The 22,296-nt window shown below is 68.8% G+C and carries 19 protein-coding genes and 1 tRNA gene; 8 read left to right on the forward strand and 12 right to left on the reverse strand.

Annotation, left to right across the window (positions count from 1 at the left end):
* Nucleotides 1-189: 189 nt before the first annotated feature.
* The 5 genes from LRX76_RS03565 to coaE all read left to right on the forward strand — a co-directional run bounded on the left by LRX76_RS03565 (nt 190) and on the right by coaE (nt 3,623).
* Entirely contained in the window at nt 190-1,443 is a 1,254-nt protein-coding gene (locus tag LRX76_RS03565) for a type II secretion system F family protein (protein WP_231802160.1), read from the forward strand.
* 6 nt (nt 1,444-1,449) lie between these two features.
* Nucleotides 1,450-2,313 carry an A24 family peptidase gene (locus LRX76_RS03570; RefSeq protein ID WP_231802162.1) on the forward strand — a complete coding sequence of 288 codons (864 nt, stop codon included), beginning with the start codon at nt 1,450-1,452 and terminating at the stop codon, nt 2,311-2,313.
* A gap of 86 nt (nt 2,314-2,399) precedes the next feature.
* Nucleotides 2,400-2,672 carry a YlcI/YnfO family protein gene (locus tag LRX76_RS03575; RefSeq protein WP_231802164.1) on the forward strand — a complete coding sequence of 91 codons (273 nt, stop codon included), beginning with the start codon at nt 2,400-2,402 and terminating at the stop codon, nt 2,670-2,672.
* Entirely contained in the window at nt 2,669-2,971 is a 303-nt protein-coding gene (locus LRX76_RS03580) for a type II toxin-antitoxin system RelE/ParE family toxin (protein ID WP_231802166.1), read from the forward strand. Before LRX76_RS03575 ends, LRX76_RS03580 begins: the two co-directional genes overlap by 4 nt.
* A 10-nt stretch (nt 2,972-2,981) precedes the next feature.
* The gene (gene coaE, locus LRX76_RS03585; protein WP_231802168.1) at nt 2,982-3,623 is read left to right on the forward strand and encodes a dephospho-CoA kinase; all 642 of its coding nucleotides are present in this window, start codon (nt 2,982-2,984) and stop codon (nt 3,621-3,623) included.
* Between the two features lie 293 nt (nt 3,624-3,916).
* Here coaE and LRX76_RS03590 read toward each other — a convergent pair whose 3' ends face one another.
* From LRX76_RS03590 to prpB, 7 genes are all read right to left on the reverse strand, one after another.
* The gene (locus LRX76_RS03590; RefSeq protein WP_231802634.1) at nt 3,917-4,882 is read right to left on the reverse strand and encodes a nucleoside hydrolase; all 966 of its coding nucleotides are present in this window, start codon (nt 4,880-4,882) and stop codon (nt 3,917-3,919) included.
* Nucleotides 4,883-5,348: 466 nt separating this feature from the next.
* Entirely contained in the window at nt 5,349-7,613 is a 2,265-nt protein-coding gene (locus tag LRX76_RS03595) for a TonB-dependent receptor (protein WP_231802170.1), read from the reverse strand.
* Between the two features lie 292 nt (nt 7,614-7,905).
* The gene (locus tag LRX76_RS03600; protein ID WP_231802172.1) at nt 7,906-9,363 is read right to left on the reverse strand and encodes a bifunctional 2-methylcitrate dehydratase/aconitate hydratase; all 1,458 of its coding nucleotides are present in this window, start codon (nt 9,361-9,363) and stop codon (nt 7,906-7,908) included.
* A 449-nt stretch (nt 9,364-9,812) separates the two neighbouring features.
* Nucleotides 9,813-11,006: a 2-methylaconitate cis-trans isomerase PrpF gene (prpF, locus tag LRX76_RS03605; protein ID WP_231802174.1), complete on the reverse strand. Its 1,194-nt coding sequence runs from the start codon at nt 11,004-11,006 to the stop codon at nt 9,813-9,815.
* Between the two features lie 103 nt (nt 11,007-11,109).
* Nucleotides 11,110-13,731 (reverse strand): Fe/S-dependent 2-methylisocitrate dehydratase AcnD, encoded by a 2,622-nt coding sequence (gene acnD, locus LRX76_RS03610; RefSeq protein ID WP_231802176.1) that lies wholly within the window; start codon nt 13,729-13,731, stop codon nt 11,110-11,112.
* Between the two features lie 155 nt (nt 13,732-13,886).
* The gene (gene prpC / locus LRX76_RS03615) at nt 13,887-15,041 is read right to left on the reverse strand and encodes a 2-methylcitrate synthase (protein WP_231802178.1); all 1,155 of its coding nucleotides are present in this window, start codon (nt 15,039-15,041) and stop codon (nt 13,887-13,889) included.
* A 173-nt stretch (nt 15,042-15,214) separates the two neighbouring features.
* Nucleotides 15,215-16,135 carry a methylisocitrate lyase gene (gene prpB / locus LRX76_RS03620; protein WP_231802180.1) on the reverse strand — a complete coding sequence of 307 codons (921 nt, stop codon included), beginning with the start codon at nt 16,133-16,135 and terminating at the stop codon, nt 15,215-15,217.
* A gap of 143 nt (nt 16,136-16,278) precedes the next feature.
* Between prpB and prpR the strand changes: the two genes are divergently transcribed.
* The 3 genes from prpR to LRX76_RS03635 all read left to right on the forward strand — a co-directional run bounded on the left by prpR (nt 16,279) and on the right by LRX76_RS03635 (nt 18,768).
* A complete protein-coding gene (gene prpR, locus LRX76_RS03625) occupies nt 16,279-17,871 on the forward strand; it encodes a propionate catabolism operon regulatory protein PrpR (RefSeq protein ID WP_231802182.1) in 1,593 nt (530 codons plus the stop codon).
* A 378-nt stretch (nt 17,872-18,249) separates the two neighbouring features.
* The gene (locus LRX76_RS03630) at nt 18,250-18,576 is read left to right on the forward strand and encodes a YkgJ family cysteine cluster protein (protein WP_231802636.1); all 327 of its coding nucleotides are present in this window, start codon (nt 18,250-18,252) and stop codon (nt 18,574-18,576) included.
* Between the two features lie 18 nt (nt 18,577-18,594).
* Nucleotides 18,595-18,768, forward strand: coding sequence for a hypothetical protein (locus LRX76_RS03635; RefSeq protein ID WP_231802184.1), 174 nt, complete (start codon nt 18,595-18,597; stop codon nt 18,766-18,768).
* 89 nt (nt 18,769-18,857) lie between these two features.
* Here LRX76_RS03635 and LRX76_RS03640 read toward each other — a convergent pair.
* The 5 genes from LRX76_RS03640 to mltG all read right to left on the reverse strand — a co-directional run bounded on the left by LRX76_RS03640 (nt 18,858) and on the right by mltG (nt 22,023).
* Nucleotides 18,858-18,932: transfer RNA gene (locus tag LRX76_RS03640), tRNA-Val, on the reverse strand.
* 49 nt (nt 18,933-18,981) lie between these two features.
* Entirely contained in the window at nt 18,982-19,338 is a 357-nt protein-coding gene (locus tag LRX76_RS03645) for a PilZ domain-containing protein (RefSeq protein WP_231802186.1), read from the reverse strand.
* Nucleotides 19,335-20,309 carry a DNA polymerase III subunit delta' gene (locus LRX76_RS03650; RefSeq protein WP_231802188.1) on the reverse strand — a complete coding sequence of 325 codons (975 nt, stop codon included), beginning with the start codon at nt 20,307-20,309 and terminating at the stop codon, nt 19,335-19,337. The genes LRX76_RS03645 and LRX76_RS03650 overlap by 4 nt, the downstream gene beginning before the upstream one ends.
* Nucleotides 20,306-20,974, reverse strand: coding sequence for a dTMP kinase (gene tmk / locus LRX76_RS03655; protein ID WP_231802190.1), 669 nt, complete (start codon nt 20,972-20,974; stop codon nt 20,306-20,308). Before tmk ends, LRX76_RS03650 begins: the two co-directional genes overlap by 4 nt.
* On the reverse strand, nt 20,971-22,023 hold the full coding sequence (gene mltG / locus LRX76_RS03660) for an endolytic transglycosylase MltG (RefSeq protein ID WP_231802192.1): 1,053 nt from the start codon (nt 22,021-22,023) through the stop codon (nt 20,971-20,973). The genes tmk and mltG overlap by 4 nt, the downstream gene beginning before the upstream one ends.
* Nucleotides 22,024-22,296: the final 273 nt, after the last annotated feature.

Below are 22,296 nucleotides of genomic sequence, written 5' to 3' on the forward strand. Positions count from 1 at the left end.
CCCCGACGCCTCCGCGAGCCCCGGCACCGCACGCGTCTGCCGCGCGGGGCGACCTACGTATTCCACATGCATATCCACCAAACGTGACCGCGGCCCCGCTTGGCGGTCAACCGCATGCGTGACCGCCGGGAAACCGGCTACCATGCGGACCAGCTCCGGCCTGGGGAGGCCGGATGGGGAGCCCAACGCATGTCCGTAGCCCGTAGCGCGATCAAGAATCCGGCGTCCCGCGATGCCAACCCGTTGCAGACGTTCGTCTGGGAGGGAACCGACAAGCGCGGCATCAAGATGAAGGGCGAGCAGACCGCCCGCAACGCCAACTTCCTGCGCGCGGAGCTGCGCAAGCAGGGCATCACGCCCACGGTGGTCAAGCCCAAGCCCAAGCCGCTGTTCGGCTCGGCCGGCAGCAAGGTCACGCCCAAGGACATCGCGTTCTTCAGCCGGCAGATGGCGACGATGATGAAATCCGGCGTGCCGATCGTGGGCGCACTGGAAATCATCGCCAGCGGGCACAAGAACCCGCGCATGAAGAAGATGGTCAACCAGGTCCGCGCCGACATCGAGGGCGGTTCGTCGCTGTACGAGGCCATCAGCCAGCACCCGGTGCAGTTCGACGAGCTTTACCGCAACCTGGTCAAGGCCGGCGAAGGCGCCGGCGTGCTGGAAACGGTGCTGGAGACCATCGCCAGCTACAAGGAGAACATAGAGGCGCTGAAGGGCAAGATCAGGAAGGCGCTGTTCTACCCGGCCATGGTGATCGCCGTCGCACTGATCGTCAGCTCGATCCTGCTCATCTATGTCGTGCCGCAGTTCGAGGACGTGTTCAAGGGCTTCGGTGCCGAGCTGCCCGCCTTCACCCAGATGATCGTGGCCGCATCGCGCTTCATGGTGTCGTGGTGGTGGCTGATGCTGCTCGTCGTCGCGGGCAGCCTGTTCGGCTTCGTCTTTGCCTACAAGCGCTCGCCGCGCATGCAGCATGCAATGGACCGGCTGATCCTGAAGGTTCCGGTGCTCGGCCAGATCATGCACAACAGCTCGATCGCGCGGTTCTCGCGGACGCTGGCGGTGACCTTCAAGGCCGGCGTGCCGCTGGTGGAGGCATTGGGCATCGTCGCCGGCGCCACCGGCAACAAGATCTACGAGGAATCCGTGCTGCGGATGCGCGACGACGTGTCGGTGGGCTACCCGGTCAACATGGCGATGAAGCAGGTCAACCTGTTCCCGCACATGGTGATCCAGATGACCGCCATCGGCGAGGAGGCCGGCGCGCTGGACGGCATGCTGTTCAAGGTGGCCGAGTACTACGAGCTGGAGGTCAACAATGCCGTCGATGCGCTGAGCAGCCTGCTGGAGCCGCTGATCATGATCTTCATCGGCGTGGTCGTCGGCGGCATGGTCATCGGCATGTACCTGCCGATCTTCAAGCTGGCATCGGTGGTTTAATAGGGCATGGCATTTCTCGACCAGCATCCCGGCCTCGGCTACCCCGCCGCCGCCGGGCTTGGGCTGCTGCTGGGCAGCTTCCTCAACGTGGTGATCCTGCGCCTGCCCAGGCGCATGGAGTGGCAGTGGAAGCGCGACGCGCGCGAGATCCTAGAGGAGCCGGACCTGTACGAGCCGGCGCCGCCGGGCATCGTGGTGGAGCCTTCGCACTGTCCGCACTGCAAGCACAAACTGGCCTGGTACGAGAACATCCCGCTGCTCAGCTGGGTCATCCAGGGCGGCAAGTGCCGCCACTGCGGCGCGCCGATCTCGATCCAGTACCCGCTGGTCGAATTGCTGACCGCACTGCTGGTGACCGCCAGCGTGTGGCGCTTCGGCTTCGGCTGGCAGGGCTTCGGCGCGATCGTATTCAGCTGCTTCCTGATCGCGCTGGCGGGCATCGACCTGCGAACGCGGCTGCTGCCCGACCAGTTGACCCTGCCGCTGATGTGGCTGGGCCTGCTCGGCTCGATGGACAGCCTGTACATGCCGGCCAAGCAGGCGCTGATCGGCGCCGCGCTGGGCTACGTGGTGCTGTGGTCGGTGTGGTGGCTGTTCAAGCAGATCACCGGCAAGGAAGGCATGGGCCACGGCGACTTCAAGCTGCTGGCGGCGCTGGGCGCCTGGTGCGGCTGGCACGGGGTGCTGCCGATCATCCTGATCTCCTCGCTGGTAGGCGCGATCCTGGGCTCGATCTGGCTGGCGGCCAAGGGCCGCGACCGTGCCACGCCGATTCCGTTCGGCCCGTACCTGGCCGTCGCCGGCTGGATCGTGTTCTTCTGGGGCGAGCAGCTGATCGGTGGCTACATGCGGATTGCCGGGCTGCGATAGGAGGCTGCCGTCCCCCTGGGCCCCCCTTGCAACGCTTCTCCACAGGCACCACCATTGCATCACATATGCAACGCAATGGTGGCTGCATGAAGAGCGCGACCTTTCCTCCCGTAAGGGTGAACCCTGAGCTCCGGCGTTCAGCCGAACAGGTGCTCGAAGAGGGCGAAAGCCTGTCCGGCTTCGTGGAGCAATCCATCCGTAGCGAAATCGCCCACAGGCGATTGCAGGCCGAATTCGTTGCCCGTGGACTGGCCTCCAGGGCATCGGCACGACGGCATGGACGTTATGCAGACGTGTCCCAGGTGCTGGAAAAGCTCGAAGCCCGGATTCGCATCGCCAAGGAACAGGCCGACGAATGAGCTATCGTGTCCGCTTCACGGAAGAAGCCGAAGACGATCTGCTCAGGCTCTTCGATTTCCTGCTCGAACGTTCGGGCATCGCCGCTGCCTTGGATGCGCTGGCCGCCATTCGGCATGCCCTGGAACTACTGGCGTTCTCTCCTTTCAGCTGCCGCAAGGCCGGTCAGGGTGATCCGTTCCTGCGCGAACTGGTCATAGGACATGGTGCCTCCGGCTATGTCGCTCTGTTCGAGATCGAGAACGGGGACACGGTGACCCTCCTGGCTGTCCGGCACCAACGCGAAGAGGATTGTCACTGATGCTTTCACCATGAGCGATTTCATCATCGGCCTGACCGGCGGCGTGGCCTCGGGCAAGAGCGAGGTCAGCCGCCGCTTCGAGGCCTTGGGTATCGGCGTGGCCGACGCCGACCTGGCCGCGCGCCGGGTGGTCGAGCCCGGCCCGGCGCTGGAGCGGATCGCCGAGGTGTTCGGGCCACGGGTGCTGCAGGCCGATGGCACGCTGGAACGGCGTGCGCTGCGCGAGATCGTGTTTGCCGACGACGAGGCGCGGCGGCAGTTGGAGGCGATCACCCATCCGGCGATACGCGCCCTTCTGCGCGAGGCCTGCGCGGCAGCCGGTAGCCCCTACGCCATCGCGGCGATCCCGCTGCTGGCCGAGGCCGGCGGACGACAGGTGTATCCGTGGATCGACCGCGTCCTGGTGGTGGATGCGCCCGAGGCTGCACAGCACGCCCGGCTGGTGCTGCGCGACGGCATCAGCGCCGAGCTGGCCGAGCGCATGATCGCGGCGCAGGCGCAGCGCTCGACACGACTGGCGCTGGCGGACGACGTGGTGGTCAACGATGGCCACCCGTCACATCTGGACGCTGCGGTGGCGGAGCTGGATGCGCGGTATCGCGAGCTGGCGCGGGCGAAGGCAGCTTTTAGCTCGCAAGACCCTGCCGCGTAGCATTCAGGGCATAGGGTGGACCTTGGCCCACCGCAGCGGAGTCTGCCGCGACCGTTGAGGTGACGAGGTCACGCACCAACCGCACGCAAGGGACGATCGAGGTTCGGATTGGATCAAGGCTGGGGGCATGCGGGCCGGTTGCACGCAAGCCGTGCGACGGGCCAGCGCCCGCCCCATGTCATCGTAGGACCACCTGGCCCGGGCAAGGCCTAGGCCCCCCCCTCCTGTCCCCCGGATGCGCTGCACTTACCCGGGCTACGCGCCGTTCCTGCCATGGAGAAGCCCGTCCCCGTTCAGCGCAGCAACCGGCGCATGTAGAAATCGACCAGCGCCGGCTTGTCAAGCTTCAGGCAGGCCCGCGCATTGGGTTGTCCCGGGGTTTCACGCGTATAGCCTTGGTCGTCCACTTCGATCCGGACCGGCTGCAGCGGGCACAACGATGGCGCCAGCAGCCAGGCCACGGGCACCACGTCGAAAACGGTCGGCGTGGCGCTGGCCCAGGGCTGGTCGGTATCGCGCCATTGGTAGTAGAGCTGCGCCAGCGCGTCGGTCATCGCGCTGCCGTGGGCGAACAGCGCCACCCGCTGCGGCTCTTCCAGGCCGACCTGGGTGGCATCCAGCGGCAGCATCACGATCGGCACGCCGGAGGCAAACAGCTTCCGCGCGGCGGCGATGTCGGAAAGGATGTTGTACTCCGGCGCGGGCGGGTTCGGCGGCCGGTAGTCGGACTTGCCGTAGCCGGCGCGCAGGGAGCCGCCCATCAGTACCACCTGCCGCAGCTGGCGGAAGGCCTGCGGATCGCGCTCGATCGCGCGTGCCACGTCGGTCAGCGGCCCCAGCGCCAGCAGCGTGACCTGCCCCGGGTGGCGCCGTGCCTGCGCGAGGATGAAGTCGGCCGCCTCCGGCAGGCCGTCGACCGCCTTCCCCTGCCCGGCCCAGCGCGACTGGCTGAAGGGAATCTCCGAGCGTGTCGGCACGCCCATCGCCAGCGGTATGCCGGCATGGCCGGTGTTCGCCAGCAGGCGCTGCAGCAGCCGGGCGCGCAACGCGGTGTCACCCCAGGTGGAGGCGATGCCCAGCACCTCGAATTCGGGACTGGAGAGCAGCAGGCCCAGGGCGAAGGCGTCGTCGATGTCGTCGCCGATGTCGGTGGAGACGACGATCTTCTGTCCGTCGGCCGGCTGGGCGACGGAGTGCAGCGGCAGTACCGCCGCCAGCAATGCTGCTGCCAGCGACAGCGCTCTTGCGCGGATACGCATGTACTCGACCTCAGGTCGTAGGGCCACTCACGGCGGAATGCCGGGGATTATCCGTGAGAGTGAAAGCGTGTGCAGGGGTCGCTTGCCGTGGAAAGCCGGCATGGCGGTAACGGACCGGGTTCCGGGAGTACCTGCCGCCACAGACCGACGTCCTACCGCACATCACGAACTCCGGCCGATAGGGCATGTGCCTGGTCGGCAAACCGCGGATACCGATGGCGATGCGGAAAGCGCCCCCATCCTCCTTCGGCACCTTCCACCCGGAGGGTGCCCGGTGCCCAGCCCGCCTGCGGGAGAAGGGAAGAGGGGGCTCCCGCAAGTGGAGGAACGGAAATCCGGGCCGCTTGCAGGCAGCGCCTTCGCGGGGAGAGATGCGTCCCCCAAAGCGGGAACGCACCTTCTCTCCCCCGAGAACGGGGGAAGGATCAGCGCATGGCAGGCACGCCCTCCCTGCCCCCGACCGGCGTCAGAAGTTGGCGCGGAACTGCACGCCGACGATGCGCGGGTCGTTGATGAAGCCGGTGAGGTTGTTGAAGTCGATCGCACCGGTGGCTCGGATCTGGTTGGTGCAGTTGCGGCAGAACACCGAGGCCTCGTAGGCGCCGCCGGCCCAGTTGTAGCCGATCTTGGCGCCGCCCTCGAACAGCGGCTGGCCGATGAACTCCCTGGACTCGTACAGGAACAGGTTGACCTCGCTGCGATAGGACCAGTCGGTGTAGAAGAACACCTCGCCGTCGTCGCCGACCGGGATGCCGTAGCGCAGGGTGGCGTTGCCGATCCACTTGGCGGCCTGCGGCAGCGGGTTGCCGTACAGCATCGCGTAGCCGTCGGCGTTGATCGGATCGGTGACGGTGCACAGCCCCGATCCGCAGGTCGACGTCGACAGGTCGCGGTCCTTGAGCTCGGTGTGGTTGTAGCTGCCGTTGAGGGTGAAGCGCAGGTTCTCGCTCAGCAGCGCCTCGAAGTTGAACTCGGCACCGTAGGCCTCGCTCTTCCTGGCGTTGATCAGCTGCACCACGTTGGAGGTGCCGCCGACCGCGGTCAGCTGCTGGTCCTTGATGTCCATCCAGTACACGTCGAAGTCGACCCGGGCGCGGCGATCCCACAGCTCGGCCTTGATGCCGAGCTCGTAGGAATCGACCTTCTCCGGATCGACGCTGGTCAGCGTCGGCGAGAACTCCGACGGCGTGGAGAAGCTGCCGGCGCGGAAGCCGCGGGCATAGCGCGCGTACAGGTTGACGTCCGGGCTCAGCGCATAGGTGGCGCTGACGTCGCCGCTGATTTGCGAGTCGTCGATCTTCCTGCCTTCCGGATAGGTGAGCGCCGCCAGGTTCGAGGTCACGTTGCCGACGCTGTCCTTGCTGTCCCAGGCCAGGGTGTCGAAGGTCTTCTTGTCGTAGGTGTAGCGCAGGCCGGCGCGCACGTTGAAACGGTCGCTGACCTGCCAGTTGACCGAACCGAAGCCGGCCCATGACGTGTTCTTCTGCTCGGTCAGCCCGTAGAAGTACCAATCGCTGCGGCTGCGGCTGGCCGGGGTGCTGTAGGAGAAGCTCTCGCCCTGCACCTTGTCGTGGAAGAAGAACAGGCCGGCCTGCCAGTTCAGCGGGCCGTCGTACTGCGATTCCAGCCGCAGCTCCTGGGTCCACTGGTCGAGCGACTTGATGCCGCCGGCGGTCTCGGACGAGTACGGGATCGTGCCGGGCCCCACCCCGGCCACGCCGCCGTCGATGTCGCCACGGCTGTAGTAGGTGGAGATGCCCTCGTAGCCGGTGATCGAATGCAGCGCCAGCTCGCCGAAGTCCCAGCTCAGGTTGGCGCTGCCGCCGTAGGTGCGCAGCTCCTGGTCGTTGTGGCCGTCGTTGAAGACCTTCTTCGGGTCGAAGCCGTCGACCAGCTGGTTGCTGCCGGCCTCGAAGATGTTGGCGCGGAACAGCCTGGCGGTACCGTCGAGGCGGCGCGCGTGGGCGTTGAACAGCGCGCTGAAGTCATCGCCGGGCTGGAACAGCACCTGCAGCCGCGCCGCCGAGTCCATGTAGCCTTCCAGCGAACTGCCGTTGTAGGTGTTGTCGACCCAGTCGTCGCGGTGCTGGCCGAGCACCGACAGGCGCGCCGCCCACTGCTCGTTGATCGGGATGCTCAGGCCGCTTTCCAGGGTCATGGTGCCGTAGCTGCCGTAGGACAGTCCGGCATAGCCGTCGCTGGCACCGATGGTCGGCCTGACCGAGTTGAACTTGACCACGCCGGCCGGGGTGTTGCGCCCGAACAGCGTGCCCTGCGGGCCGCGCAGCACCTCCACGCCCGCCAGGTCGAACATCGGGAAGCCCTTCAGGAAGGCGTTCTCCAGCACCACGTCGTCGTAGATCAACGAGACCGGCTGCGAGGCATAGGTGGTGTAGTCGGTGTTGCCGTAGCCGCGGATGTAGAAGCGCGGGAACACGCGGCCGTTGGACGATTCGATGTTCAGGCTGGGCACCTTGCCGGCCAGCACGCGCACGTCCGAACCGCTGGTGGCGATCGCGTCCAGGTACTCCGGACGCAGCACCGAGGCGGAGACCGGGACATCCTTGGAATCCTCGGCGCGACGCTCGGCGGTGACCGTGACGGTATCCAGGCGGGCCACGTCCGGGGAAGCGGGCGATGCCTGCTGCGCCTGCGCGTGGAAGGCGGCCAGCAGCAGGGCGGAGTTGATGGCGAGGGCTAGCGTTCCACGCAGGGGCTTGCTTGCGGTCATGGTCTTACCTTGGCGTTGGGGTGGGGCCGAACGGCGGGTGCTGCGATGCGGTATCAGTACAACATGACAGTTTCTTAACGCCAAGTACCCACATGGCCCGACATCTGCAGGCCGGCACGGGCATTCCACGCCACCGGGCGACATTGCATTGCGTTGGTGCAATCGCGCAGACTTGCCCCGGAAACGGGCTGCCGGCACACGGCGTTTCCGGCGCCGGCGGCGCATCCCTTGTCCCCCGCCGGTATCCGCCTCCCCCGCCTGCCGGGGGAGAAGATCGGCGGCTGGATCCCGCTCAGATCACATATAGATCGACGTATTCATGTACCTGCGTCGCCTCGAACCTGCCCTGGTCGAGGGAGACGTCCAGGATCGCCCGCTGCTGCCTGGCCGGGAACCGACGCGCCAGATTGGTGCGGAACTTGGCCTCCAGCAGCGGGATGCCTTCCTCGCGGCGGCGACGGTGGCCGATCGGGTATTCGACCACCACCTCGGGCAGCACCGTGCCGTCGTCGAATTCCACGGTCAGGGCGTTGGCGATGGAGCGCTTGTCCGGGTCGTGGTAGTCGGCGGTGAACTGCGGGTCCTCGACGCAGACGATCTTCGCGCGCAGCGTGTCGATGCGCGGATCAGCGGCCACCGCGTCCTCGTAGTCGGCGGCGGTCAGGCGGCCGAAGATCAGCGGCACCGCGACCATGTACTGGATGCAGTGGTCGCGGTCGGCCGGATTGTCCAGCGGTCCCTGCTTGTCGATGATGCGGATGCAGGCCTCGTGGGTGCGGATGGTGATCGCGCTGATCTCCTCCACCCGCCTGCCGGCCTTGGCCAGTTGCCCATGCAGCGTCATCGCCGCCTCCACCGCGGTCTGGCTGTGGAACTCGGCCGGGTAGCTGATCTTGAACAGCACGTTCTCCATCACGTAGCTGCCGTACGGGCGCTGGAAGGCGAACGCCCTGCCCTTGAACGAGACGTCGTAGAAGCCCCAGGTCCGGGCGGTCAGCGCGCTCGGGTAGCCCATCTCGCCCTTGGCCGCCATCAGCGCCAGGCGCACGCCGCGGCTGGTGGCGTCACCGGCGGCCCAGCTCTTGCGCGAGCCGGTGTTGGGCGCATGGCGGTAGGTGCGCAGGGCCTGCCCGTCCACCCACGCCAGCGACACCGCGTTGATGATCTCCTCGCGGCCCAGCCCGAGCATCTGCGCCACCACCGCGGTGGTGGCGACCTTGACCAGCACCACGTGGTCCAGGCCGACCTTGTTGAACGAGTTCTCCAGCGCGATGCAGCCCTGGATCTCGTGCGCCTTGATCATCGCGGTGAGCACGGCCTTCATCGTCAGCGGCCTGCGGCCGGCGGCGACGTTGTTGCGGCTGAGCCAGTCGGCGGTGGCGAGGATGCCGCCGAGGTTGTCGGAAGGATGGCCCCATTCGGCCGCCAGCCAGGTGTCGTTGAAGTCCAGCCAGCGGATCGCCGCGCCGATGTCGAAGGCGGCCTTGACCGGATCGAGCTGGAACTGGGTGCCCGGCACCTTGGCGCCGTTGGGCACCACCGTGCCGGGCACGACGGGGCCGAGCAGCTTGGTGCAGGCGGGATACTCCAGCGCCTCCAGGCCGCAGCCGAGGGTGTCGATCAGGCAGTTGCGCGCGGTGTCGTAGGCCAGTTCGGAGCCGATGTCGTAGCTGGCGACGTAGTCGGCGATGTCGACCAGCACCTGGTCGGGCTTGGGGCGGCGGGCGGAAGCGGCGACGGATTCGGACATGGGATGTTCCTCGTGGCAGGGGTTGCCGTCGGGAAGGAAGCTGCCTGGCCGCCGAAGCCGCTGGGATGGTGTGGGTCCCGTCCCGACAGCATATGCGGGCCCCGGCCGGGATGATGACCCGACTGGTGTCGAATATCAGTGCCCTTCTCCCGCTTGCGGGGGAAGGTGGCGCGCAGCGCCGGATGGGGGAGCTTTTGCTGTGGCTTTCCCATGCTCCAAGCTGCCCCCATCCGCCCTTCGGGCACCTTCCCCCGCACGCGGGAGAAGGAACAGCAGTCGGTTATCTGGAATCACTGCGGAGCCTCCCTTCTCCCGTGCACGGGAGAAGGTGGCGCGCAGCGCCGGATGAGGGCGCTTCTGCGGTGGCTTTCCCATACTCCTTTTCTTGATGGCGAGACAGCGCCAAGAGAGCGGCTTCGATCGCCGACACCCAACGCCAACCAGATCACTCAAAAGATATCGCCCGGCACGCGCACCCAGCCTTCCATCAGGATGCGCGCGCTGCGGCTCATCACTGCCTTGGCCACGGTCCATTCGCCATCCACCTGCTTCACCGCCGCGCCCACGCGCAGCGTGCCGGACGGGTGGCCGAAGCGCACCGCCTCGCGCAGCCCTCCGCCAGCGGCGAGGTTGACCAGCGTGCCCGGCACCGCCGCCGCGGTGGCGATGGCCACCGACGCGGTGCCCATCATCGCGTGGTGCAGCTTGCCCATCGACATGGCGCGCACCAGCAGGTCGATGTCGCCGGCGGCGACGGGCTTGCCGGCCGAGGTCACGTAGTCCCCCGCCGGCGCGGCGAAGGCCACCTTGGGCGTGTGCTGGCGCGTGGCCGCTTCCGCCGGCGTCTCGATCAGGCCCATGCGCAGCGCGCCGGCCACGCGGATCGCCTCCAGCTTCGCCAGCGCTGCCGGGTCGCCGTTGACCGCCGGCTGCAGTTCGGTGCCGGTGAAGCCGATGGCGGCGGCATCGACGAAGACGGTCGGGATGCCGGCGGTGATCAGCGTGGCCTGGAGCGTGCCGACGCCGGGCACATCGAGCGCGTCCACCACGTACCCGGTAGGGAACATGGCGCCGCCACCCTCGCCTTCGCCGTCGTCGGCCGGGTCGAGGAACTCCAGCACGATCTCCGCGGCGGGGAAGGTCACCCCGTCCAGCTCGAAGCCGCCCGTCTCCTGCACCCGCCCATCCGTGACCGGCACGTGGGCGAGGATGGTCTTGCCGATGTTGGCCTGCCAGATGCGCACCACCACCACGCCGTTGTCCGGCACGCGCGCCTTGTCCACGTAGCCGGCATGCAGCGCGAACGCGCCGGCGGCGGTGCTCAGGTTGCCGCAGTTGCCGGACCAGTCGACGAAGTCCTCGTCGATGCTGACCTGGCCGTACAGGTAGTCGATGTCGTGGCCGGGCTGCGCGCTCGGCGCGACGATCACGCACTTGCTGGTGGACGAGGTGGCCCCGCCCATGCCGTCGGTCTGCTTGCCGTAGGGGTCGGGCGAGCCGATCACCCGCTGCAGCAGCCTGTCGCGTGTCTTGCCGGGTACGCGCGCGGCCTCGGGCAAATCTTCCAGGCGAAAGAACACGCCCTTGGAGGTTCCGCCGCGCATGTAGGTGGCGGGGATGCGGATCTGCGCTGGGTAGGTCATTTCATTGGTCCGGTTCGGGTCGGCCGCCGCCGACCCTCATCAATATTTGCCGTCCACGCCTGGCATCGACCGGACGACGCGGCACGCCGGTGCAGGCAGCAGCTCAAGCCGCATCCTCCGCCTTCGCGGACGCCAGGAAATCCTGCGCGAAGCGCTGCAGCACGCCGCCGGCCTCGTAGATGCCCACTTCCTCGTCCGAGTCGAGCCGGCACAGCACCGGCGTCTCGATCACCTCGCCGTTGGCGCGGTGGATCACCAGGGTGAGCGTCGCCCCCGGGGTGCGCTCGCCGACCACGTCGAAGGTCTCGCTGCCGTCGATGCCCAGCGCCTTGCGATCCACTTCCAGCGGGAACTGCAGCGGCAGCACCCCCATGCCGATCAGGTTGGTGCGGTGGATGCGCTCGAAGCCCTCGGCCACGATCGCCTCCACCCCGGCCAGGCGCACGCCTTTGGCCGCCCAGTCGCGCGAGCTGCCCTGGCCGTAGTCGGCGCCGGCGATGATGATCAGCGGCTGCCTGCGCTCCATGTAGGTCTTGATCGCCTCCCACATGCGCACCACGGTGCCGTCCGGCTCCAGGCGGGTGAGCGAGCCCTGCCGCACCTCGCCGTCCACCACCGCCATCTCGTTGACGAGCTTGGGGTTGGCGAAGGTGGCGCGCTGCGCGGTGAGGTGGTCGCCGCGGTGGGTGGCGTAGGAATTGAAGTCCTCCTCCGGCACGCCCATCTTCGCCAGGTACTCGCCGGCCGCGCTGGCGGCCATGATGGCGTTGGACGGCGAGAGGTGGTCGGTGGTGATGTTGTCGCCGAGCACCGCCAGCGGGCGCATGCCGCGCAGCGGGCGCTCGCCGGCCAGCGCGCCCTCCCAGTACGGCGGGCGGCGGATGTAGGTGCTCTGCGCGCGCCAGTCGTACAGCGGGCTGACCCGGGCGTGCTCGACCTTCACGTCGAACATCGGCCCGTACACCTTGCGGAACTGCTCGGGCTTGACGCTGGCGCGGACGATGGCGTCGATCTCCGCATCGTCGGGCCAGATGTCCTTGAGCCGCACATCGTTGCCGTCCGTGTCCGTGCCGAGCACGTCGCGCTCGATGTCGAAGCGCACGGTGCCGGCGATGGCGTAGGCGATCACCAGCGGCGGGCTGGCGAGGAAGGCCTGCCTGGCGTACGGGTGGATGCGGCCGTCGAAGTTGCGGTTGCCCGACAGCACCGCGGTGGCGTACAGGTCGCGGTCGATGATCTCCTGCTGGATCGCCGGATCGAGCGCGCCGCTCATGCCGTTGCAGGTGGTGCAGGCGAACGCCACGATGCCGAAGCCGAGCTTTTCCAGCTCGGGCAGCAGGCCGGCTTCCTCCAGGTACAGCTGCACCGCCTTGGAGCCGGGCGCCAGCGAGGTCTTCACCCACGGCTTGCGGGTCAGCCCGCGCGCGTTGGCGTTGCGCGCCAGCAGTGCGGCGGCGATCACGTTGCGCGGGTTGGAGGTGTTGGTGCAACTGGTGATCGCGGCGATGATCACCGCGCCGTCGGGCATCAGCCCCTGCGCCTCCTCGGCCTTGCCGGCATCGAGCTTGGCTTCGTCGGCGATGCCGCGCTCGGCCAGCGCGCTGGTCGGCAGGCGCCGGTGCGGGTTGGACGGGCCGGCCATGTTGCGCACCACGCTGCCCAGGTCGAAGTGCAGCACGCGCTCGTACTGCGCAGCCTGCAGGTCGTCGGCCCACAGGCCGGCGGCCTTGGCGTAGGTCTCCACCAGCCTGACCTGCTGTTCCTCGCGCCCGGTCAGGCGCAGGTAGTCCAGGGTCTGGCCGTCGATGTGGAACAGCGCGGCGGTGGCGCCGTACTCCGGGCACATGTTGGAGATGGTGGCGCGGTCGCCGATGGTCAGGCTGGCGGCGCCTTCGCCGAAGAACTCCAGCCACGCGCCGACCACCTTCTCCTTGCGCAGGAACTCGGTCAGCGCCAGCACGATGTCGGTGGCGGTGATGCCGGGCGGGTGCTGGCCACTCAGGTGCACGCCGACGATGTCCGGCAGGCGCATCCACGAGGCGCGGCCGAGCATCACGTTCTCCGCTTCCAGCCCGCCCACGCCCACGGCGATCACGCCCAGCGCGTCCACGTGCGGGGTGTGGCTGTCGGTGCCCACGCAGGTATCGGGGAAGGCGACGCCGTCCTTGACGTAGACCACCGGGCTCATCTTCTCCAGGTTGATCTGGTGCATGATCCCGTTGCCGGCCGGGATCACGTCCATGTTCTTGAACGCGTCGCGGGTCCACTCGATGAAGTGGAAACGATCGGCGTTGCGGCGGTCCTCGATGGCGCGGTTCCTGGCGAACGCGTCCGGATCGTAGCCGCCGCATTCCACCGCCAGCGAGTGGTCCACGATCAGCTGCACCGGCACCACCGGGTTGATCTGCGCCGGGTCGCCGCCTTGCTCGGCGATGGCGTCGCGCAGCCCGGCCAGGTCCACCAGCGCGGTCTGGCCGAGGATGTCGTGGCACACCACCCGCGCCGGGAACCAGGGGAAGTCGAGATCGCGCCTGCGCTCGATCAGCTGCTTGAGCGAGGCATCGAGCGTGGCCGGATCGCAGCGCCGCACCAGGTTCTCGGCCAGCACACGCGAGGTGTACGGCAGCGTCCGGTAGGTACCGGGAGCGATGGCATCGACGGCGGCACGCGCATCGAACCAGTCGAGCGAGGTGCCGGGAAGGGGTTTGCGGTGCTGGCTGTTCATGCTGGCGGCTTCAGGAAGGAGAGTCTGCTTCCCTTCCCCCGCTTGCGGGGGAAGGTGCCGAAGGCGGATGGGGGCGCGCCGAAGGCGCGCAAGAGCACCCTCATCCGCCCCTGCGGGGCACCTTCTCCCGCAAGCGGGAGAAGGGTTGGGCTTGCCTATTTGCGCCGGTCGATCGGCACGAACGCCTGGTCCTCCGGACCGGTGTAGTTGGCGCTGGGGCGGATGATCTTGCCGTCGATGCGCTGCTCGATGATGTGCGCGCTCCAGCCGGCGGTGCGGGCGATCACGAACAGCGGGGTGAACATCGCCGTGGGCACGCCCATCATGTGGTAGCTGACTGCGCTGAACCAGTCCAGGTTGGGGAACATCTTCTTGATGTCCCACATCACGCTCTCCAGCCGCTCGGCGATGTCGTACATCTTGCGGCTGCCGGCCTCGTCGGACAGTTCGCGCGCCACCTCCTTGATCACCTGGTTGCGCGGATCGGACACGGTGTAGACCGGGTGGCCGAAGCCGATGATCACTTCCTTGCGCTCCACCCGCGCCTTGATGTCGGCCTCGGCCTCGTCGGGCGTGTCGTAGCGCTTCTGCACCTCGAAGGCGACCTCGTTGGCGCCGCCATGCTTGGGCCCGCGCAGCGCGCCGATGCCGCCGGCGATGGCGCTGTACATGTCGCTGCCGGTGCCGGCGACGACGCGGCAGGCGAAGGTGGAGGCGTTGAACTCGTGCTCGGCGTACAGGATCAGGCTGGTGTGCATCGCCTTGACCCACGACTCGCGCGGCTCGGTGCCGTGCAGCAGGTGCAGGAAGTGGCCGCCGATGGAGTCGTCGTCGGTCTCCACCTCGATGCGCCGGCCGTTGTGGCTGTAGTGGTACCAGTACAGCAGCATCGAGCCGAGCGAGGCCATCAGCTTGTCGGCGATGTCGCGCGCGCCCGGCGTGTTGTGGTCGTCCTTCTCCGGCTGCACGCAGCCGAGCACCGACACGCCGGTGCGCATCACGTCCATCGGGTGCGCCGACGGCGGCAGTTGCTCCAGCGCGGCCTTCACCGCCGCCGGCACGCCGCGCAGCGACTTCAGCTTGGCCTTGTAGCCGCGCAGCTCGGCATCGGTGGGCAGCTTGCCGTGCACCAGCAGGTAGGCGATCTCCTCGAACTCGCTGGATCGAGCCAGGTCGAGGATGTCGTAGCCGCGGTAGTGCAGGTCGTTGCCGCTGCGGCCGACCGTGCACAGCGCGGTGTTGCCGGCGGCGGTGCCGGACAGGGCGACGGACTTCTTCGGCTTGAAGGCGGTGGTGGTGGGTTCGCTCATCTTGGTTTCCTCCCGTTGTTTCGCTGCTGGCGCTGTTCAATGTCTTCCGTAGGAGCGACTTCGGTCGCGATGGGACTTCACCGGTAAAGCTCCATCGCGACCGAAGTCGCTCCTACGGGGCTGCCGCCATGCCGCGGCAATCGACCGGCATGCCTGTCCATCACGAGATGACGCTACTTCCTGGTGGCGAACAGCGAGTCCAGGCGCTGCTCGAAAGCGTGGTAGCCGATGCGGTCGTACAGCTCCTCGCGGGTCTGCATGGTGTCGATCACGTTCTTCTGGCTGCCGTCGTGGCGCACGGCGCGGTAGACGTTCTCGGCGGCCTTGTTGGCGGCGCGGAAGGCCGACAGCGGGAACAACTGTATCGCCACGCCGGCCGAGGCGAGTTCGTCGCGCGTGAACAGCGGGGTGGCGCCGAACTCGGTGATGTTGGCCAGCACCGGCACCTTCACCGCCTCGACGAAGCGGCCGTAGGTGTCCAGGTCGTAGGCGGCCTCGGCGAAGATGCCGTCGGCACCGGCCTCCACGCAGGCGATGGAGCGCTCGATCGCCGCGTCCACGCCCTCGGCCTGGATCGCATCGGTGCGAGCGATCAGGAAGAATTCCGGATCGGTCCTGGCATCGGCCGCGGCCTTGATGCGGTCCACCATCTCGCCCTGCGACACGATCTCCTTGCCCGGGCGGTGGCCGCAGCGCTTGGCGCCCACCTGGTCCTCGATGTGGCAGGCGGCCGCGCCGGCCTTGATCAGGCTCTTGACGGTGCGCTCGATGTTGAACGCGGACGGGCCGAAGCCGGTGTCGATGTCCACCAGCAGCGGCAGCGGGCACACGTCGGTGATCCGGCGCACGTCGATCAGCACGTCCTCCAGCGTGTTGATGCCCAGGTCCGGCAGGCCCAGCGAGCCGGCCGCCACGCCGCCGCCGGACAGGTAGATGGCCTTGTAGCCGGCGCGCTGGGCCAGCAGCGCGTGGTTGGCGTTGATCGCGCCGATCACCTGCAGCGGCGACTCGGCGGCGAGCGCGGCGCGGAACTTCGCTCCCGGGGATGCGGAGGCGCCGGCACTGGCGGGCGCTGGAGACGGGGCTGCGGTCATGGCGAGAGTCCTTGGCTTGGCATCGTGAGATTCGGCATATGTTCCCTTGCGCAAGGGCCGTGCCAACTGCAAGTCGTTGATTTCTATGGTCGCGGCGTTTCGATTCTTGTTTCATATGTCACACTTGAACCATCAGAAACACGATGAAACGAAACATGCCCGACCTCGATTCCGTACGACCGGCCATCTGGACAGTCAGCGTCTCGCGCCTGAGTGCCCTGCTGGCCGATGTCACCCCCGAGTTCGATGCGCGCGCCGCCATCGTCCCGGTCAACCTGGGTTTTGCCGAGGCGGTGGACGCCATCGGCCAGCGCCTGCGGCGCCAGCGCTGCGACGTGGTGGTCGCCGCCGGCTCCAATGCCGCCTACCTGCGCGCGCGGCTGGACGTGCCGCTGGTGCCGATCCAGGCCAACGGCTTCGACCTGATGGAAGCGCTGGCGCGCGCGCGGCGCATCGCCCCGCGCATCGGCGTGGTCACCCATGCCGGCGATGTGCCCTCGTTCCAGCACTTCCAGGACAGCTTCGGACTGGAGATCGAGCACCGCCGCTTCGTCACCGCCGAGGACGCACGCCACTGCATCGCCGACCTGGCCGCCGCCGGCATCGAGGTGGTGGTCGGCACCGGCATGGCGATCGACCTGGCCGAGCAGGCCGGCCTGCCAGGGGTGCTGCTGTACTCGGCCGACTCGGTGCGGCGGGCGTTCGAGCAGGCCATCGAACTGGCGCGGACGCTGGCCCGCCCCGCCGCCGCCGACCCCGTCCTGCGTCGCCGCAGCCGCCGCGTCGCGCGCCAGGAGAAGCCGCTGCTGGGTGCCAGCCCCGGCATCGTCGAGGTACGCGAGCGCATCGCCCTGTACGCGCCGCATCCGGGCACGGTGCTGGTCGGCGGCGAGACCGGCACCGGCAAGGAACTGGTCGCCCACCACCTGCACGCCGCCAGCGGTCGCCGCGGCCGCTTCGTCGCGCTCAACTGCGGCGCCATCACCGAATCGCTGCTGGAGGCGGAGCTGTTCGGCTACAGCGAGGGCGCCTTCACCGGCGCGCGCCGCGGCGGACGCATGGGCCTGGTCGAAGCGGCGGATGGCGGCAGCCTGTTCCTGGACGAGATCGGCGAGATGCCGCTGGGCCTGCAGACCCGGCTGCTGCGGGTACTGGAGGAACGCGAGGTGCTGCGCGTGGGCGCCACCGAGCCGGTGGCGGTGGACGTGCGGGTGATCGCCGCCAGCCTGCAGGCGCTGGAAGCCCAGGTCGCCGCGGGCCGCTTCCGCCGCGACCTGTACTACCGCCTGGCCACGCTGCGGATCGACATCCCGCCGCTGCGCGAGCGGCTGCAGGACCTGGACGCGCTGGTCGCCCACCTGTTCGGCCTGCCCGCGGCGCAGGTGCTGGCGCCCGAGGCGCTGGCGCGGCTGCATGCACATGCCTGGCCCGGCAACGTGCGCGAACTGCGCAACGTGGTCGAACGCCTGCAGATCCATCGCGCGGCCGCGGCGGACGGCGGCCCGATATCGCTGCGGCAACTGCTGGCGTGGACGCCGGAACTGGGCGAAGACGCCATCGCCCCGTCGCCAATGCCCTCCACTCCCGCTGGCTCGCCTGCCCCGCAACCGCGCAGGCCCGGTGCGGAAGCACTGCGCCAGGCACTGCAGCGTGCCGACGGCAACCGCGAACAGGCCGCGCGCCTGCTCGGCATCTCGCGTACCACGCTGTGGCGCTGGCTGCGCGAGATGCCATGAGCGGCAAGCGCGGCACAGCAGCGGCAAGCACCGCGGCAAAGCCTCGGCCATGCCGGGCCGCACCTCCGGCTCGCATGAGCGCTGCCTACCCGCGCGTCGGCCGCGTGGAACCAACGACGGCCCACACGCATAGCCCGGGTAAGCGAAGCGCACCCAGAATGGCCGATTGACCGGCGCTCCTCCCGCTTACCCGGGCCACGGGTTCGTCGCCGGCAGCCGGTACCAAGCGCCCGCCCCGCCTCCGCCAACACGGCGAAAGAACATCCGCGGTGTAGCATGGACCTGCACCGCGCCACGGTGCTCCGATCCGGCGATCCACCCCGTTGCCGTCCCGTTCTCTTCCAGAAGTCCCCCCGGGGGGACGGCACCGGAAACCTCTTGCAACCACAGCCATCCGTAGCGACATCCCGCAAACCGCACTGCGACAGCTGTGATGCCGTCTGCTGCCGCCTGTTGGTGGTGGTGGAAGCCAGCGACAGCATCCCCGCCCACCTCACCCACCGCACCCGCGAAGGCTGGACGATCATGGCGCGCGACGAGGAAGGCTGGTGCGTGGCGATCGACCCGGCCACCATGCGCTGTTCCATCTACGAAACCCGCCCGGACACCTGCCGGCGCTTCGTCATGGCCGGCCCCTACTGCTGCGACATCCACGACAGCTACCGGGAACAACGCCGCCGCGGCATCCCCATCACGATGTACTGACCGACCAGGAACGCACCGATGGCCACTCCGCGCAACAAGGACAACACCTCGTTCACCCGCAGCGACCGCGCGGCCTCGGGCAAGGCACAGCTTACCCACGAACGCATCGACGCCGACCTGAAGAAGTTCGAGCGCGACGGCGGCACGATCGAGAAGCTGGGCAATACCCCCGCGCTCAAGAACCAAGGCTGAGCACGGCGGCCGGCAGCCCTCCGCCTCTGCCAAGACGCCGGAAACGCAAAAAGCCGACCCAGGGCCGGCTTTTCGTGAGATGCGTCGCATGGTGGGCGGTACAGGGATCGAACCTGTGACCCTTGCCGTGTGAAGGCAATGCTCTACCGCTGAGCTAACCGCCCGTGTTGCGAGCCGCGCATTATATAGCAGCTGCAACGCGCGTCAACGCCATCACAGCGTCTGGGTCGGCTTTTCGCCGCCGAGCGCACCGGCCAGCAGGGGCTCGATGCGGTTGCGGACCGCCTCGCCCTCGCTGCCTTCGGCCAGTTGCACGCCGATCCCGGCGGTGCGGTTGCCCTGCGCCCCCAGCGGCGTCACCCATACCACCTTGCCGGCCACCGGCAGGCGATCGCTGGAATCGGGCAGCGTGAGCAGCAGGAACACCTCGTCGCCGAGGAAGTAGCGCTTGGGCGTGGGCACGAAGATGCCGCCGTTCTTCACGAACGGCATGTAGGCGCTGTACAGCGCGGCGTTGTCGCGGATGGCCAGCGAAAGAATGCCCTGGCGTGCGGTGGTGGCGGCGCTCATCGTCGGCTCCCCTGCTGCAATGTCGGCGCTCTCCCATCCTGTGCTGCTTCGCGCCAGGCCAGCAGCAGATCGGCCACCGCCAGATCGCTGCGAACGGTGGTGTGCAGCAGATCGCGGGTCCGGTTGGCCGCATCGAACCAGTCCGCCAGCTTGTGCAGGCGCGCCGCTGCGGTCAAGCCGGCCGCGGCCTGCGCCAGCGCCAGGTCGGCGGCGTGACGCAGGCGCAGGTCGGCGTGCTCGTCGCCGGTCCAGCGCTGCGCTGCCTCGACCACGCCCAGGCGGCCGCTGCCGACCTGCTCCAGGTCGGCGATCACCTGCCGGCGCAGCGCCAGCCCGTCCTCGCGCAGCCACTGGTCGGCCAGGCCGGGATGGCCGCGGGCGGCGTCCAGCGCCTCGGCGGCGGTCTTTTCCGGATGGCCCTGCGCCAGCAGCCAGACCATAGACTCGGCGCGCGGCGGCAGCTTGAATTCCAGCCGCTGGCAGCGGCTGCGGATGGTCGCCGGCAGACGCGCCGGCTGCGCGCTGATCAGCCACAGGTAGCGGCCGGGCGACGGCTCCTCCAGGGTCTTGAGCAGTGCGTTGCAGGCGGCGCGGTTGATGGCGTCGGCCGGATCGACGATCACCACCTGCGCCACGCCGTACTGCGGCGTCAGCGCCAGCTTCTCGGAGATCGCGCGCACCTGCTCGATGACGATCTCGGTACGCAGCTTGTCGCCCTTATGGTTGGGGACGAACGACACCAGTTGCAGGTCCGGATGGGTGCCGGCGGCGATCAGCTGGGCATGGCGCGCGCGCGTGGCCGCATCCTCGCCCTGCTCCAGCACGTGCGTGGCCAGCCGCAGCGCGACCTCGCGCTTGCCCAGTCCGGCCGGGCCGCAGATCAGCAGGCCGTGGCCGAGGCGGCCGGCGTCGAGCGCGGCCACGGTCTGGTCGTAGGCGCGCTGCTGCCAGGGCGAGAACACGGTACTCATGCCGTTTCCCCGCGCGCGACGAAGGCGGCCACCTGCGCGGCGACGTCGGCGGCCACGCCGGCCGGCGGCTGGCCGGCGTCGATCATGCGGAAGCGCCCGGGATCGTCCTGCGCGCGCCGGCGGAAGGCCTCGCGCACACGCTCGAAGAAGTCGTCGCGCTCGTTCTCGATGCGGTCCGGCCACAGGTCGCGGCCGCTGGCGCGGGCACGGCCGACGCGCACGTCCACGTCCAGCAGCAGCGTCAGCCCGGGCTGCAGGCCGACCGCGCGCCGCTCCAGGTCGGCGATCCACTGCAGGTCCAGGCCGCGGCCGGCGCCCTGGTAGGCATAGCTGGAGTCGGTGAATCGGTCGCTGACCACGAAGGCGCCGCGGGCCAGCGCCGGGCGTACCACCTCGCGCACGTGCTGGGCGCGCGCGGCGAACACCAGCAGCAGTTCGGTTTCCGGCGCCAGCGGTTCCTCGATCTCCAGCGCGGGCGCGCCTCCGAGCACCAGCTCGCGGATGCGCTCGGCCAGCGGCGTGCCGCCGGGCTCGCGGGTCAGCACCACGTCGTGGCCCTGCGATTGCAGCCAGTCGCGGATGGCATTGATGGCGGTGGTCTTGCCGGCGCCTTCGCCGCCTTCCAGGCTGATGAAGCGCGGGTGCCGCAGCAGCGCCGGGGTCATGGCCGGGCCTCGGCCGGGGCCTGGCGCAGCCGTTGCAGGTAGCGCGCCACCGCGGCGGTGTGTTCGGCGTAGCTGTCGCTGAACACGTGCGCGCCGGAGCCGTCGCCGACCGCGACGAAATACAGGCTGCTGCCCTCGGCCGGCTTGACCGCCGCGCGCAGCGCATCGCGCCCGGGCATGGCGATCGGCGTCGGCGTCAGCCCGGTGCGGGTGTAGGTGTTGTACGGCGTGTCGGTGACCAGGTCGCGCTTGCGGATGTTGCCGTCGTAGTTCTCGATCCCGTAGATCACGGTGGGGTCGGTCTGCAGCTTCATGCCCAGCTTGAGCCGGCGCGCGAACACGCCGGCGATCTGCGGCCGCTCGGCCGGCAGTGCGGTTTCCTTCTCGACGATGGAGGCCAGGATCAGCGCCTGCTCGGGCGTTTCCAGCGGCAGGTCGGCGGCGCGCGCGGCCCAGGCCTCGGCCAGCGCGGCATCCATCGCCGCATGCGCGCGGCGCAGCAGGTCCAGGTCGGAATCGCCGCGCTGGTAGAGATAGGTCTCCGGCAGGAAGCGCCCTTCGGGATGCTGGCCGGGGAAGCCCAGCCGCTGCATCAGCGCGGCGTCGTCCAGTCCGGCGGTCTCGTGCAGCAGCGGCGTGGCCGCGTCCAGCGCGGCGCGCAGCTGGCGGATGTTCCAGCCTTCGACCACGGTGAAGCGGTACTGGATCACCCGGCCGTCGCGCATGCGCAGCAGCAGCTCGCGCGGGCTGGGCGCCGGCTGCAGCGCATACTCGCCGACCTTGAGCTTGCCGGCGGCGCCGAGTTCGCGGGCCAGCAGCTGCCATTCCAGGTCGTGCCCGGCGTGGACGCCGGCCTCGCGCAGCTTGCGCACGACCACCTTGAGCGAATCGCCGGAGGCGATCGTCACGCTGGGCTGGCCGGTGGCGACCGGGGTTGCGGCGAACTGCTGGTAGTGCTGCCACGACCACGCAGCACCGCCGGCAACGGCCAGCACGAGCACCAGCAATATCGCCACCACCGCCAGACACCCGCGCTTGACTGCCGCCACGACCACCTCGAATCCGATTTCGCGGCGCGCAGGATACCGCGCCACGCCGCAACCCCGCCAAACCCGCCCGGGTTGCCTCCGGTAGCGGCGTCAGCCGGGACCTGACCTTGCTGGGACCTGATTGGTGCCAAGTGCCAGTTTTCGCATCGAACCCGACCGTCGTCCCCGCGAAGGGGGGGACCCGGTGCCTTGTCGCGGCAGAAGCTCATGTAGCTGGGGCCCCGCCTTCGCGGGGACTACGACCGAAAGGCCGTAGCGATGAGCAAGGACTGG

Origin of the sequence: Stenotrophomonas sp. MMGLT7, from assembly GCF_021168555.1 — a bacterium.
Classification (GTDB): domain Bacteria; phylum Pseudomonadota; class Gammaproteobacteria; order Xanthomonadales; family Xanthomonadaceae; genus MMGLT7.